Raw genomic sequence first — 15,377 nt, forward strand, 5'->3', positions numbered from 1 at the left:
AAAAGGAGAGAGACTTTGAATTTTCCCCCTTCCCGCATCGGGAAGGGGGTTAGGGGGTTAGGTTTTTGGTGGACTTTTCCACATAACCTGAATTGTCAGTCTCTGTGTCTTTGCGCGAATATTATCCTCAATCCAACGCATAATATACAAAATCTTGGATAAATTCATAGGTAACTTTATGGCAGAAATTCAAGTTGGAATTGAAGGGGAAGGCGCACCAGCAGCAGCCGAGGCTTTGCTAGAAATTCCGGGAATATCGGGAAGCTATGAAGTACCGACGCAAAAAGAGGGAACTTTGGCGGCTGTTGCTACTATTATTGGCATTGTGGGTGGTGCTGTGGCTTTAGCTGAACAAATCCGCAAATGGTATCAAGAATGGCATAAATCTCATCCAGGGAAGCAATTTGATGTAGTAATTCTTGACCCTGATACTGGAAACAGGATTTTACTCGAAGAAGCTACCATAGAGGAAATCACGGAAATCCTTAAATCTATCAGCAAATAAGTGCAAACTATCCGCATTCAACTTCGGGAAAGTACGCAGGAAACAGTTGAACTCAGGTATTGGGTACCTCAAATAAAGCACTATGAATCACGTCGCCTGAAATTAGCAGAAATCGCTGATTTACTCAAGCAAGGCGAACGAGATTACTATAAACTGCTGCCCAATTTACCAGGAATCGGGCAGCAGTTATTTTTTTGGTTGGATGGGGATGGACGCTGGTTGAGTCGGGGAATTGCTAACTGTCGCGGTGAGGGGTTGGTAATTGCCATTGATACCGAGCAAAAACTGGCACATCTACCTTGGGAAGTGCTGCATGATGGTGAGGATTTTTTGGTGAAGCGGGTTAATCCAGTGGTGTTACCTCTGCGCTGGATTGAGAAAGAAACGGAACCGTTTTCTGTGGAAGCACGACAATTGCGAGTATTGTTTATGGCAACCGACCCGGAAAATGTGCAACCAAAGTTAGAGTTTGAACAGGAAGAAGCGAGAATTCTGGCTGATACGCGAGATTTTGCTGTAGATTTGCGGGTGGAAGAAAGCGGTTGCGTTAGCGAATTGGGTAAGGTGTGGAGTCGCTATTTTAATGACTTTGATGTGTTTCACCTCACAGGGCACGCCTCAATTAAAGATGAAGCACCTTACACGCCTTACTTTATCACTGAGACGGAAATCGGGGAACGCCACGAAACCACAGCCGCAGAACTTGCCGAAGTCTTCCGGTTTCGCTTTCCCAAGTTGGTGTTTTTATCTGGTTGTCGGACTGGACAAGCACCAGATAAAGGGGCTGTCCCTTCAATGGCTGAGGCACTTATTGAACAAGGGGCGAGGGCGGTTTTAAGTTGGGGGCGGCCTGTGGAAGATCGGACAGCCACAGCCGCCGCCGCGCACCTCTACGGGAAATTGGCAGCCGGATATCAATTAGCCCAAGCACTCGCTAGCACTTACCAGCAGTTGTTTAAACAGAAAGTGGGTGACTGGCATTTGTTGCGGTTATATGTCCAGGGCGAATGTCCGGGTGCGTTGGTGGAAGTGTTGGGAGATGTGCCACCCTCAGCGCCGGAACCTGCATACCAACAGTTTTTAGATCCCGATACCCAACTGGTGCGGGTGGCGAAACCCTCTGAGTTTGTTGGGAGACGGCGGACTTTGCAACGTTGTCTCAAAGCTATTCGCACTTCATTAGGGGTACTAATTCACGGACTGGGGGGTGTGGGTAAGAGTACTGTGACGGCGCGACTTCTGGAAAGGATGGTTGGCTATCATAGGCTGGTGAACTTTCGGCAACTGGATGAGGACAAACTGCTCAAAACCCTGGCTGAACAATGTACCTCGGAACGGGGGCATGATATTCTCAATGGCAAGTTACCCTTGATGCAGCGCCTCACCAAGTTTTTCACTGAAGGACTGAATACCAAAGAACAGCGCTTTGCCTTGGTGCTGGATGACTTTGAGGCTAATTTGGATTTACGAAATGGGGTTTATGTCTTGCAACCACAAGTTGTGGATGTACTGCTGGCGTTGCTGAAGGCGATGCAAAATTCCCAACTTCCCCACAAGGTAATTATTACCTGTCGCTACAATTTTACTTTGTCGGAACTGAATCATCGTCTGTACCGCGAACCTCTGGGCGCTTTGGGTGGGGCAGATTTAATTAAAAAGTATAATCGTCTGCATTCGTTTAATGGCAGTTGGCAATTTCAGCCAGATTTGCCGGAACGTGCCAAACAAGCAGCTGATGGCAATCCTCGGCTGTTGGAATGGTTAGATAAGATTTTGCAAAATTCCCCGAAGTCGCCGGAAGCGGAGAGGGGAGTTGAGATGATTCTGCAAAAGATGGCAGATAAGGAAAAGGAATTTCGTGAGGATATTTTGGCACAGGTATTGCTGAAGCAGCAAACTCCAGCTTTGCGTCAAATGCTGGGGAAGTTGTTGGTGTATGAGTTACCTGTTCCTTTAGCTGCTATTTCCCCGATTTGTGAGGATATCTCAAGTTGGGAAAGTCATATTCAACGCGCTGAAATTTTGGGTTTGTTGGAAGTTACCCTCACCAACAACACAGAGAGGTTGTATCGTGTTCCCCGGATTTTGTCACCGTTGCTAGAGTTTCCAGAAAACCCCAAGGGTGAAGAGTTGTATAAACAAGCTGCACAAATCTTGTATCGCCTGTGGTGGGAAGAGGCGGAAGGTGCTACGGAGGCGCAAAAGTTAGAAATTCATCGCTTGGCGTTGCTGGGGAAGGATGAAGGAATCGCAGCGAAAACAGCTAGTTCATTGGCGAAAGACTTGGTGAATCAAAGTCGATTTCGGGAAGGAATACATCTGTGCAAATCAACTTTAGAAATTACTAAAAACCATAGTGTTTTCAACGCAATTGCTTATTGTGAACACCAAATGGGTGAGGTTGATCAAGCATTAAACTATTACGAACAAGCTTTAAATCTTTGTCCCGCAGAAGACGAACAAGAACTAGCATCAATTTATCATTGTTTAGGGATGCTGAAAGCAAACAAAGGGGAAGTGGATCAAGCGATCGCACTTTTCAATCAGTCTTTGGAAATAAATGAACGCATTGGTAATGTCCAAGGCAAAGCGGCAACGTTGCACAATCTGGGAACTATCTACGCCAACAAAGGGGATGTGGATGAAGCGATCGCACTCTACAATCAGTCTTTAGAAATAGAAGAACGCATTGATAATGTCAAAAGCAAAGCGGCGACGTTGCACCAACTGGGAATTCTCTATGCCAACAAAGGGGAAGTGGATGAAGCGATCGCACTCTACAATCAGTCTTTGGAAATAAAAGAACTCATTGGAAATGTCCAAGGCAAAGCGGCGACGTTGCACAATTTAGCAGGTATCTACGCCAACAAGGGGGATGTGGATGAAGCGATCGCACTCTACAATCAAGTCCTTGAAATTGATGAACGCATTGGAAATGTCCAAGGCAAAGCGGCGACGTTGCACCAACTGGGAAATACCTACGCCAACAAAGGGGATGTGGATGAAGCGATCGCACTTTTCAATCAGTCTTTGGAAATAAAAGAACGCATTGGAAATGTCCAAGGCAAAGCGGCGACGTTGCACGAGTTGGGAAGTATCTACGCCGACAAAGGGGAAGTGGAGCAAGCGATCGCACTTTTCAATCAATCTTTGGAAATAGAAGAACGCATTGGTAATGTCCAAGGCAAAGCGGCGACGTTGAACCAATTAGGACTTATCTACGCCAACAAAGGGGAAGTGGAGCAAGCGATCGCACTCTACAATCAGTCTTTGGAAATAAGTGAACGCATTGGAGATGTGAAAACTAAAGCGGCGACGTTGCACAAACTGGGAATGCTCTACGCCGACAAAGGGGAAGTGGAGCAAGCGATCGCACTCTACAATCAGTCTTTGGAAATAGAAGAACGCATTGGTAATGTTCAAGGTAAAGCGGCGACGTTGCACTGTCTGGGAATTCTCTACACCAACAAAGGGGAAGTGGATGAAGCGATCACACTTTTCAATCAGTCTTTGGAAATAAATGAACGCATTGGTAATGTCCAAGGCAAAGCAATGACTCTGTGGTGGCTAGGAGATTTGGCAGAACAACAGGGTGAATACACTAAAGCGATATCCTATTTGCAACCAGCTTTAGAGATTTTGCAGCGATTGAAGTCACCGGATGCTGAAAGTGTGAGTGCAAGTCTTGATAGGATAATTCGTAATTCGTAATTCGTAATTCGTAATTACAGCACTTAAAGTTTTTTGTCTCACGCAGAGGCGCAGAGAACAATGTGAGAGTGTTTTCTAAGTAAATGAAAATTGCTGTAATGAGTCTTTGATACTCGTGAATGAGTCTTTGATACTCGTGCGAGAGTCTTTAATACTCGTGGACGAGTCTTTGATACTCGTGAATGAGTCTTTAATACTCGTGGACGAGTCTTTGATACTCGCGGACGAGTCTTTGATACTCGTGGATGAGTCTTTGATACTCGTGAATGAGTCTTTGATATTCGTGGACGAGTCTTTGATACTCGTGGATGAGTCTTTGAACTCCGTTAATGAACCTCGGAGCTTCATTTGTGAACCTCGCAATGTTGTTCGGTTAAGGCAAAAGACGCGATAAATCGCCGTCTCTACAAAGGAATGATTATTGTAGAGACGGCGATTTATCGCGTCTTCGTGATTATGGGATTTATTGCGTCTTTGCTACCTTTTTCAAATGAGATAATCAGGATCTACACCGAGCGATGTCTAACGACAAGCCGCTCTGCGTCTACACAATTGTTATGCTTTATTTGCAAAAATCGAGAGGTTCAGATCCCCGACTTCTCAAAGAAGTCGGGGATCTTTTGCTCAGTATTAGTTCTCCACTTGTTTGAGTTTTTGAAAAATTTCATCAAGTGGGGACTCAGATTCATCAGGACAAAATTCTAAAGCAAGTCTAACTTTTCCTTTTTTCCATCCCAAATTACTAAATTGCAAAACTTCACAATTTAATCCTTGGGTATACAAATTTACTTCGTCTGTTTCTTCTGCTCCAACATATTCCTTAATCGCTGTAATCAAATCACGGACTTTAAAAGTTTTGGCAATATTTAACTTATTAAAAGTGTCTGGTTCTATAGACACAACTTCATCATGGTTTAGTCTCTCGAATCCATCTTCCATAAAAATCTCCTCTCAATAAATCTATATTTTCTAGAGATATAACAGTTCATCCGAAATAAAATGATGATTTTATAGATTTAGTGCTGCTCAAATAAAAATTCAGTAATAATTTGATGTCCGGTAAATTAGCCTATAATTCTCGCGTTACCCCTCCCCAAAACATCGGCTACGATGTACACACATCTTGGTAATGAAGTGCAAACCCTGGGTTTACCCCCCTTAATCCCCCCTTGCAAAGGGGGGAAATATCCGGTTCTCCCCCTTGGCAAGGGGGAGTTAGAGGGGGTGAGAAGGACTTGTGTGTACACCGTAGGGAGAGTTAGAGGGGGTGAAAAGGACTTATCGTAGCCTTAGCAAGGGGCGGGTAGGGTAATTTTATTTAAACGGTTCTTAAAAAAACCAACCGTAAGAATGCAAACCTTTACCCAAAAGATTTACACCGAGATAGCAAACCCAAACCACAAGCAAGCCCGTGGCGGCTAAAATGGCGGGACGACGACCTTGCCAACCACGAGTAATTCTGGCGTGGAGGTAGGCGGCGAACACTAACCAGGTGATTAATGCCCAAGTTTCTTTCGGGTCCCAACTCCAGTAAGAACCCCAGGCTTCGTTAGCCCAAACGCCACCGGCAATAATGCCAATTGTCAGCAGGGGAAATCCTAGTCCGATGATGCGATAGCTGATGTTGTCGAGGGTTTCGGCAAGGCTAAGGCGCTGGGGTGAAAGAGGTTCAGCAGATGCAACGGCTTGAGATTCAGGGCTAGTTACTAAATTCAAAACAGCAGTGTTACCGTTACCGTTGCCGTTGCTACTAGTTTCAAAACGGGCAAAGCCATTATTTTCGGCAGAAGGGGCTGATGGTTGAGAAATTAGTTCAGATGCTTTGTGCAAGCGGTAGCCGTTACTGCGATAGCCACCAGTACCTACAGAACTACCTTGTAGTTGGATGTTTTGACCACGAGTGACTATTAAGAAAGCGATCGCTAACAACGAACCCACCATCAAAGCAGAATAACTTAACATCATGACGCTGACATGCATCATCAGCCAATTTGACTTCAAGGCAGGTACTAAAGGTTCTGACGCTTGCATCTGGGATGGTAGTGTCATAGTAGCAAAAGCTGCGATCGCCATTGCCACCGGAGCTGTAGCAACTCCTACTAAGCGGCTACGGCTACTACTTTCAGCAATGAGATGGACTGCGGTAATTCCCCAAGTTAAGAAGAACAGAGATTCATAGAGATTACTTAAGGGAAAGTAACCAGCTTCAATCCATCGTGCCCCTAATAGAGTAGCTATACACAAATTTGCGATCGCCATCCCAGCTGTCCCCAAAGCGGCTAGATAAGGCAGATTCGGAAAAGCCGCTCCTCCCCAATACACCAGCATTGTCAGGAATAATATGGCAAAGGACGCATTGTCCAGCCAGTTCTGGAGTACAACCAGATTCATAAAGTGTTCTCTCCGTGGATAATTTAAAATATGGATTCTGACTGTTCTGATCCTATATGCTTAGAGGGTCATGAAACAGGGCAAAGCTAGGAGTTATGAGTTATGAATTAATAACTTTTAATACCATTTCCTTTTAAGCTTGCTAAAGATGATACCGCTCTGAGGTAAAGAAACACCAGCCTCGAAGATTGATGTATAGCAAGATTTTTGAGAATTGGTACAACTCCTAACTCCTAACTCCAAATTCATAACTCCAAATTCCTAACTTTTCAAATTGCTGTTATGGAGAAGTAGTAGATGGTGTAGCAGAACTGCTCTTATTACTTTCTGGACTAGGCAAAGCAGTCGAGTTCCTAACTTTTTTGAGTGAGATAAAAATGTCGTAACGGTTGCTGCGACTATCGCTGACGGCAGATGTCATCCCAATTGAGCGCGTTGCAGCTAGCAAAGATTGTTGATTGGGAATTAAAGTTGGTAAAGGGAAATTTTTCACAGTTCGTTCCACATCCAGAAAAAATTGACCATTTGCCGGATTGGGTTCTGTAGGAACTGTTTGTTGGAAGGGAAGAGTGCTAGCTAGTGTGTTGTTGGGTTTGGGAACAATTTTATCAGTGATGGGAGCGCCCACTACTAGAAAGGCGACATCTCCATCTAACCAGCCGTGGGTGCCAGTTAAAGTACCATAGGGTGAAACCCAGTTAACAACAGGTTGACCTGCGACTTTCGCCGGTTGGACTTGGAACTGGTATTGATTTCTCATCACTTCATCGAGCTGTTTTATGGATGTTTCAGCCGATTGGCGATTGCTTGTCTGTACCATGAACAGTAAACCCACACGAAAATCATCTGGTGAACCTTGTTTTGCAGTAGTAGGAATCAGTGATAAGGAAAACTCGCCTTTCATCCAACTGAGCAAATCCTTATCTAAATCGAGATCGGTAAGCGATTTTACACCACCTCTGATCTGTTCTGGTGCGATCGGCGATCGCGGATTTCCCTGAGATGTTAAAACATAGTCTCCCCACAACCGCTGTAAGTTGCCCCCCGAAAGCATCATTAAGGTTTCTGCTGGTACGCGGCTTTGCATTTTCCCAGCTTTGTTTTCTACCGCCAGCACACGTTGACTATTAGGATTTAGCCAAGAAACGCCCTTGAAGCGAATTCCTTCTGCCTCTAAGGTCATTGTCCCCGCTAAACCTTGGTTATTTTGCAGTTGAGCCAAAACTTGAGCAGGTAAAGGGCGGTTTGGAGAAGCTGCGGCTATTTTGGCTGCTGTTGGCACATTTATGTAAAACTGGCCAAAGGGTTGGTAATTGGCAATTTTCGGAAAATTCTCAGCAAAGCCTCCTGTTGTGGCTAGGGATGTTTTATTTTTGTAGGCATCAATTGCTCTTTCTGTGGCTTTGGGATTATCAGTTATGACTAAAAAACGCCCATCTAGTAAAGCCGCTGAGAAGTTTTCTCCTGCTTGTCCCTCACTTTGTTTAATGGCGATCCCTTGATAAGTACGGTCAATCCATTTGCCTTGTTTAAGGGTTTTGGGTTGTGCCAAAATGCTTTTGGCGATTTCTGGGTTTTTCACTGGCAATACCATTACCATCGACTGCTGATCACTAGCAGCATCTTCATTGGTGGTAACTGGTTTGGGTGCAGGTTTACTGGCTGTTGCTGGAGCAAGAATTGCGATCGTAATGTCATTGCCTACCCAAGGAGCGATATCTTTCTGGAAATCATAACCATTACTAGTTAGAAAGCGATCGCGCAATTCAACTAAATTTTTGTCTAGTTCTGCTTGGGTTTCTTTTGTGCCAAACTCCCGCAATTTCTGCCATTGCTGGGGATCTGTTGTCAGAGAAACCGCAAACAGGGCATCACCAGGAATAATATTTGCACCTACTAGCAAATCGCTGGAAGATAGTTGTCTCTGGCTTAACAACCAGTATGCTGCACTCCCTGCACCAATCAATAGCCCAGCAGCCGAGAGCGTCAGCACCAGAGACGGTTTCTTATTTTTATTCATTGGAACAGACACAAGAGGCGGTGCCATTGAAACCTATACCTTATACTTGCAAACTCATTAGTTGTTTGATTGGTTAAGTTAACCAAAAAGTTTCTCGTTATCTAGGGCAGTTAACTGCATAAATTTCGCCATCCTAGACTTTGATGATATTTCCGTAATAAACCTTCCCTACTGTTTCAAAAGCGCTGTTTTAGTGGTTAGTTACCTTTTTTAACATGCTTTGTTGAATTTCGCAGAATGCTTCTGCGGAAATTCTTCGAGAGTTAAATCCGCTATTTCAAGCACTTTGAGGATATAACTAACTTGGGCATTGCTGCAAGTCATCAGCAACAGATACTACCTTCTATTTACAGAACCCCCATATGTTGTAGTGACTTTATCTAACCTAGATAAATTCAGTATTTGGGATTTCGTATGGTTTACCAATCTTAAAAATCAGATATATTGGTGAATTCTGATTTTTATGAGTTTGTATCATTTCGATGCAAAACAGTTGTTATTTTTGCTGAGGAGCAACTGCTAATTTTTGATTAAAAAAAAATTAAAAACTAATTGAGCTTTGAATTAGAGTGTGCTTCTTTGAAAAAGTACACTACGTGCAGCGTCTAGTAGAGAAGCGGTACTAGGCTGCTAAGAATAGGTTGGAATTTTTCAATGGTATTATGCTTATGCCTCAGCATTAACAGCACTTAGCTGCATAGACCCCAAATATTTGGTTAAATAAGGCGAAAAAACTTCATAAATTAAGGTCAGTGGCTGTCCATGATGCCAAAACAAGTAATGGCGACCCCAAAAAGGCCCAGTTACATCAAAACCAGACTCTAACGCCGATGAGTCACCGTAATAAATTCCTCGAACATCTCGATACAACTCTGTACGAAGACGAGCTAAACTCGCCCAAATTGGTAATGAACGATTTTGCAAATACTCATCTACATGACTGGCTTCCCACCATGAGGTTGCATAGGCTAATCGCTGACCAGAAGCAGTACGCAGCCACACTTGTCGCCGTAGTCGCGGCCCTGGGACAGCTTGGATTAAGTCAGGAGCACCATCCAAATCCATGCCAATCAATGACATATCAATGACATCTACTTCTACAGGCTCACCTGTAAGCAATTCTAAGTGACGTGTTGGAGATCCGTCACCCAAAAGCATTAGCTGCCAAGCAGGTGCTAGCTGAGTGTGAGGTAAACTTTGTTGAATTATTTCCTCCCCTCCTTGCCAAATCGGAGTGAGGCGATGCCAAGCTGCTGGCAGTGTTAAGTTGTTTGTTGGCGTAAAAGTAATAGTCAATGCTTTTTACAAAACTTCACTTATCTCTATAAAAGCATAAAAAACTAGAGCTATACCAATATTAAGGGTCAATAGTCTAAGGTTTTTGACCCTTGACTATTGACCCTTGACTAAACAAGCAAAAATGCGGATGGCGAGACTCGAACTCGCAAGGCAAAGCCACACGCACCTCAAGCGTGCGCGTATACCAATTCCGCCACATCCGCACGGGTTGTCTAAACATAGACTATAGCATAAGAAAATAATTATAGTAAGGTGATATCTAAGTTATATTTCTCAAAAATATAAATTTCCTCAAGGCGGTATCAGGCTGACAGAAATCTAGCGTCTGCACAAGTGATATTAAAAAGGGTAGAGCGACAGTGTTCGGCAGGGTGCGATCGCGTACCCACCCGCGGTAGGCAATGTCTACGACGGTCTACGACGGGCTATGACGCTCGATAGCGCAGCGTAAAGCCTTCTCTATGAGAGGCTTGTCTACGACACGCTGCGTGAACGCCAACGGCATAGCTTCTCTACGAGACGCTACCGCGAACGCTTAGAGCGACGTAGGAGCCTCTAACTCGCTATCGGCGTCGCAAAAGCCCAGTTTGGTAAGCTAGCCACGACTTACAGCAACAATGTTGTTAGTGTAGTAAGACCTGTAGAGGCAGCAAGCCTGCAATCTTAAGTTTGCTTAGAATCAGGGTGGCGAATCTCCTGTGATAATTTGAAATAATGCGAAAGCGTCGTTTCAAGTTGGATCAGAGAAAATGTCAATCTACTGGTAATGATATCGAAACTAAAAAATGAAGTTTGACAAAATATTAATTGCCAATCGGGGAGAAATCGCCCTTCGCATTCTCCGCGCCTGTGAAGAAATGGGGATTGCGACAGTCGCGGTTCACTCCACCGTTGACCGGAATGCTCTCCACGTCCAACTTGCTGATGAAGCGGTTTGCATTGGCGAACCTGCTAGCGGTAAAAGTTATTTGAATATTCCCAATATTATTGCTGCCGCATTGACGCGCAATGCGACAGCGATTCATCCAGGTTATGGCTTTTTGGCAGAAAATGCCCGGTTTGCAGAAATCTGTGCTGACCATCACATTGCTTTTATCGGCCCAACTCCAGAAGCCATAAAGCTGATGGGGGATAAATCCACTGCCAAAGAAACCATGCAAAAAGCTGGAGTCCCGACAGTACCAGGTAGTGAGGGGTTGGTAGAATCCGAGGAAGAAGGATTAAAATTCGCCAAGGATATCGGCTATCCAGTGATGATCAAAGCCACAGCTGGTGGTGGTGGACGGGGTATGCGCCTAGTGCGTTCTGAAGATGAATTTGTCAAACTTTTCCTCGCGGCTCAAGGGGAAGCAGGAGCAGCTTTTGGTAATTCTGGCGTTTATATAGAAAAATTTATTGAACGTCCCCGCCACATTGAATTTCAAATTTTGGCGGATAACTACGGTAATGTTATCCACTTGGGTGAACGGGATTGCTCTATTCAGCGGCGGAATCAAAAGCTACTAGAAGAAGCTCCAAGTCCGGCTCTCGACGAAGACCTGCGTGAGAAAATGGGACAAGCTGCTGTCAAAGCTGCTCAATTCATTAATTACAGTGGGGCGGGTACTATCGAGTTTCTCTTGGATAGATCCGGTAAATTCTACTTTATGGAAATGAACACCCGGATTCAAGTAGAACATCCTGTAACAGAGATGATTACTGGAATAGACTTGGTTGCCGAACAAATTCGGATTGCTCAAGGGGAAAGACTCAAGCTTACTCAAGAGCAAGTAGTCTTGCGGGGTCATGCGATCGAATGCCGAATCAACGCTGAAGACCCCGATCATGACTTTCGCCCTTCTCCTGGACGAATCAGTGGCTATCTGCCCCCTGGAGGCCCTGGTGTTCGGATTGATTCTCACGTTTACACAGATTATCAAATCCCGCCCTACTACGATTCCTTGATTGGCAAGTTAATTGTTTGGGCACCAGACCGGCCTACTGCTATTAACCGTATGAAACGCGCACTCCGGGAATGTGCCATCACTGGACTACCTACGACGATCGGGTTTCATCAAAGAATTATGGAGACTCCACAGTTTTTGCAGGGTAACGTCTATACAAATTTTGTGCAGGAAATGAACGGCTAAGGGAGTGGGGAGTAGGGAAGGAAAGAGGTTATAGGTTACAGGGGACAGGGTTATAATCTGTGACCTGTACCACCTTCCACCATCCGTGCCGAGCTCTCTGATCTTAAGTTACAGGGGGCAGGGTTATAACCTTTAAACTGTTCCCTATACCCTATACCCTGTAACCTGTACCCTAATTCACACGAGAGAACATAGTCAGCAATCCTTGTTGACCTAGTAATATTTCTCGCAGCAGACTGAAGATACCAACCCAAATAATAGGTGTAATGTCCACTCCGCCTATAGGTTGCACCAGTTTTCGCAATGGCACTAAAAACGGTTCAGTAGGCCAAGCTATTAAATTAAAGGGCAGACGATTCAGATTCACTTGCGGATACCAAGTGAGAATGATGCGAAATATAAATAAAAATGTCATTAGCCCTAAGACAGGGCCCAGAATCCAAGCAGTCAGGTCAACACCAGTCATCGGTTTAAGGTACTATCTGTAAAGAAAGAAAAACTTAGGCGAACGGCAAGCCGCGCTTCGCGAACGCCACAAAATTTTAAGCTTTGTAAAGCACTCTTATCATCATTTTAACTAAATGCTGTGACTTTCTTCGGGAATAAAAAAGTAAACTCGCTCACAGCAGTTACCAAGTTTGGCAGTTCAGAGTTAGAGGCTTCTCAAGAAAGTAATACACTATTAAAATTAGGATGAAGTGTGTAAAAAAAGGTTGAGAAGTATGACGCCTTCTTTAGCAAATTTTCTTTGGAGTCTGTTATGGGGTACTGCAATTGTTGTGATACCCGTTACAGTTGGTCTAATTTTCATTAGCCAAAAAGATAAAATTCAGCGTTCATAATGCTTATGAGAGTTAATTCAACTCTCATAATCGATTGTCTGTCACCTATCTACATTAATTGCACCAAAAGCAGCAGTTTTTGAGGCTAGTGGCAGTTGTAGATGACAGACATAGGTGTTTTTACTTTTCGGTGAACGGCTTCAGAGCTTCTTTGCCAGAGGCTTTGAAGCTTCAATATTTATCGTGCCTAATTAGAGTAGTGATTTTAATTGTGACTCGCTAACATAGATTTGATATTGGGAAAACAGCAATGATAAATTTTGGGCTGAACTCAGCCAGTTTTCTGGCTCAGGTAAATTTTGGGGCAAACTCAGCCAGTATTCTAGGAATTTTCCTGGCTGTGGCTGGGGCAGCACTGTATTTTCTCCGCACTGTGCGTCCAGAATTGTCACGAGATCAAGATATCTTTTTTGCAGCAGTCGGCTTGCTCTGCGGCTTCATTCTCGTGTTTCAAGGATGGCGGCTAGACCCGATTCTGCAATTTGGTCAACTGCTTTTAGTTGGCACAACTGTATTTTTTGCAGTTGAAAGTATTCGTTTGCGGAGTATAGCTACCCAGCAAGCAAAGCGCAACACTCCGATTGTGGATGATGAGCGAGAGGTAAGCAGAAACTATTCCTACAACGATCGCAGAAAGTATCAGGCTGAAATGGATGCAGACTTAGATCCATTGCCTTATGAAGACGAGGAGGAACGCCCCGTGCGTGCCCGGATTCGGGGTAGCAGGGATGAGATTTCAACTCGTGATGACTACTACGAGGAGCAACCCCCCCGTCGTTCAGAACGCCGTAACAGCAGCAGTGGCGAAAGACAGGCTCCATCTGATAGAACACGGCGGCGGACTTCTGGGCGTCCTGTGAATCGCCCTTCTGAAACCCCTGAAGAAGAAAATTGGGGTTCTTCATCTAGGCAAGTTGATGATTGGGAAAGTTCAGGAGGGGAAGTCAGAAAACCTTCTCGGCGTAGTAGTAACGGGTCTGGGCGTCCAGAAAGTCGTGAAGATGATGTTGCTCCCAGACCAAGAAGGCGTCGTCCACCCGCTGACTCGGCTTCTCGAAGACCGCGCGAAGATGATGAGGCGATCCCAACTGATTATGTGCCATACAACCCGATTGAAAAGCCAAATCAGGGGCCAGATAATTCGACCGATTTTGATGATGATGTTTGAAACAGTTTGCGTAGAAGTAGGTTTAAAGGCGACGGAAAAAAGTTGAGGTGGAAAAATTTACGCCTACATTTTGGCTCCAAAGACCAATTCATTGGAGCCTAGTTTTTGGTTTAACTAGTTTGCTTGCATCTTGTGGTTCTAACAATATTCCCCTAGGGCCTACTTCCCTCAACAGTCGCTACACCGAGGAGCAACCTGCTTTGAGTGGAAATGGGCGCTTTTTAGCGTTTGTATCTAATCGGAATGGTAATCAGCAGCTACTGGTTTTCGATTTGGAAAGGCAACTGTTTATTGGCACGCCGGGCATAAACCGAGCGGAGACAATTGCTGAAAGTCCTAGCTTGAGCTATACCGGGCGTTATATTGCTTATATTACTAGTGACCAGGGTAGACCTGTGGTGGCGCTTTACGATCGCGCTACACAACAGTCGCAAATCGTCACACCAACCTATCGCGGCTGGGTCAGAAAACCAAATATTAGCCCAGATGGACGTTATGTTGTTTTTGAAACCGCCAGCCGTGGTCAGTGGGATATTGAAGTCCTAGATCGGGGGCCAAATATTGAGTTAGATATTCCCAACGGTGCAACTGTAAGTTCACCTCCGTAGGAGTTAGAGATGCGATTAATCGCGTCTGTACAGGAGTTAGGAGTTAGGAGTTGTGAGACTATTGACTAATGACTAATGACTAATGACTAATGACTAATGACTAATGACTAATCATATAAAACGTGTTTTTTTTATACCTGCATTTTTATGCTTAAGTTTATTGACTGGATGTTTTGGCTACCCTCGCCTTTTGAGTTATCCCTTTGATCCGGGGGGTCGGAGTCTCAATAGTTTAGCGTCGGAATTAGACCCGGAAATTTCTGGGAGATACATTGTTTTTATTACTGACCGACGGGGTAGCCAAGATGTTTATATGTTTGATACGGTGACTCGTAATTTGGTTGATTTGCCAGGTCTAAATTCCCTTGATGCGATCGCAACTCATCCTAGCGTTTCACAAGATGGTCGTTATGTTGTGTTTGGTTCTAGCCGTCAGGGGCGATCGGCTATTTTTCTCTACGACCGGGAAACACGCCAATCACGAAATTTAACTAATAACCTGCAAGCTGAAGTCCGCAACCCTGCAATTAGCGCTGATGGTAGTAGGATTGCTTTTGAGTCGAGTAACAACGGGCAGTGGGATGTTTTAGTATATGACGGTTATGGGCGACCGTTGAATATACCTCAAGAACCCCGTTGAACTAGAGTTATCAGTTATGAATTAGGAGTTAGGAGTTGAAATTCCCAACTCCTAACTCATCACA

At 44.5% G+C, this 15,377-nt stretch carries 12 protein-coding genes and 1 tRNA gene; 7 read left to right on the plus strand and 6 right to left on the minus strand.

Annotation, left to right across the window (positions count from 1 at the left end):
- Positions 1-178: 178 nt before the first annotated feature.
- Together ACEYW6_RS02415 and ACEYW6_RS02420 are read left to right on the plus strand one after the other, a co-directional pair.
- A complete protein-coding gene (locus ACEYW6_RS02415) occupies positions 179-505 on the plus strand; it encodes a hypothetical protein (RefSeq protein ID WP_412978478.1) in 327 nt (108 codons plus the stop codon).
- Positions 506-4,216, plus strand: a complete 3,711-nt coding sequence (locus ACEYW6_RS02420) for a tetratricopeptide repeat protein (RefSeq protein WP_412978479.1) — start codon at positions 506-508, stop codon at positions 4,214-4,216.
- A gap of 630 nt (positions 4,217-4,846) precedes the next feature.
- Here the strand turns inward: ACEYW6_RS02420 and ACEYW6_RS02425 are convergent.
- The 5 genes from ACEYW6_RS02425 to ACEYW6_RS02445 form a co-directional block, all read right to left on the minus strand.
- A complete protein-coding gene (locus ACEYW6_RS02425; RefSeq protein ID WP_412978480.1) occupies positions 4,847-5,155 on the minus strand; it encodes a KGK domain-containing protein in 309 nt (102 codons plus the stop codon).
- Positions 5,156-5,545: 390 nt separating this feature from the next.
- Positions 5,546-6,607, minus strand: coding sequence for a c-type cytochrome biogenesis protein CcsB (gene ccsB / locus ACEYW6_RS02430; protein ID WP_196511637.1), 1,062 nt, complete (start codon positions 6,605-6,607; stop codon positions 5,546-5,548).
- A 280-nt stretch (positions 6,608-6,887) separates the two neighbouring features.
- Positions 6,888-8,654 carry a DUF3352 domain-containing protein gene (locus tag ACEYW6_RS02435; protein ID WP_412978481.1) on the minus strand — a complete coding sequence of 589 codons (1,767 nt, stop codon included), beginning with the start codon at positions 8,652-8,654 and terminating at the stop codon, positions 6,888-6,890.
- Between the two features lie 639 nt (positions 8,655-9,293).
- Positions 9,294-9,923: a chorismate lyase gene (locus tag ACEYW6_RS02440; protein WP_412978482.1), complete on the minus strand. Its 630-nt coding sequence runs from the start codon at positions 9,921-9,923 to the stop codon at positions 9,294-9,296.
- Between the two features lie 125 nt (positions 9,924-10,048).
- Positions 10,049-10,129, minus strand: a tRNA-Leu gene (locus tag ACEYW6_RS02445).
- Positions 10,130-10,711: 582 nt separating this feature from the next.
- Between ACEYW6_RS02445 and accC the strand changes: the two genes are divergently transcribed.
- Positions 10,712-12,055 (plus strand): acetyl-CoA carboxylase biotin carboxylase subunit, encoded by a 1,344-nt coding sequence (gene accC, locus ACEYW6_RS02450; protein ID WP_196511633.1) that lies wholly within the window; start codon positions 10,712-10,714, stop codon positions 12,053-12,055.
- Between the two features lie 172 nt (positions 12,056-12,227).
- Here the strand turns inward: accC and ACEYW6_RS02455 are convergent, their stop codons facing one another.
- Positions 12,228-12,521, minus strand: coding sequence for a YggT family protein (locus ACEYW6_RS02455; protein WP_412978483.1), 294 nt, complete (start codon positions 12,519-12,521; stop codon positions 12,228-12,230).
- 256 nt (positions 12,522-12,777) lie between these two features.
- On the opposite strand from ACEYW6_RS02455, the gene psbX reads away from it, so the two are divergent.
- The 4 genes from psbX to ACEYW6_RS02475 all read left to right on the plus strand — a co-directional run bounded on the left by psbX (position 12,778) and on the right by ACEYW6_RS02475 (position 15,313).
- Positions 12,778-12,897, plus strand: coding sequence for a photosystem II reaction center X protein (gene psbX, locus ACEYW6_RS02460; protein ID WP_012412183.1), 120 nt, complete (start codon positions 12,778-12,780; stop codon positions 12,895-12,897).
- A 250-nt stretch (positions 12,898-13,147) separates the two neighbouring features.
- Positions 13,148-14,065 (plus strand): Ycf66 family protein, encoded by a 918-nt coding sequence (locus ACEYW6_RS02465; protein ID WP_412978484.1) that lies wholly within the window; start codon positions 13,148-13,150, stop codon positions 14,063-14,065.
- Positions 14,066-14,112: 47 nt separating this feature from the next.
- Entirely contained in the window at positions 14,113-14,673 is a 561-nt protein-coding gene (locus tag ACEYW6_RS02470) for a TolB family protein (RefSeq protein ID WP_412978485.1), read from the plus strand.
- A 103-nt stretch (positions 14,674-14,776) separates the two neighbouring features.
- On the plus strand, positions 14,777-15,313 hold the full coding sequence (locus tag ACEYW6_RS02475) for a TolB family protein (RefSeq protein WP_412978486.1): 537 nt from the start codon (positions 14,777-14,779) through the stop codon (positions 15,311-15,313).
- Positions 15,314-15,377 lie beyond the last annotated feature (64 nt).

Source organism: Nostoc sp. UIC 10607 (genome assembly GCF_047228265.1).
In the GTDB taxonomy this organism is placed as follows: Bacteria; Cyanobacteriota; Cyanobacteriia; order Cyanobacteriales; family Nostocaceae; genus Nostoc; species Nostoc foliaceum_A.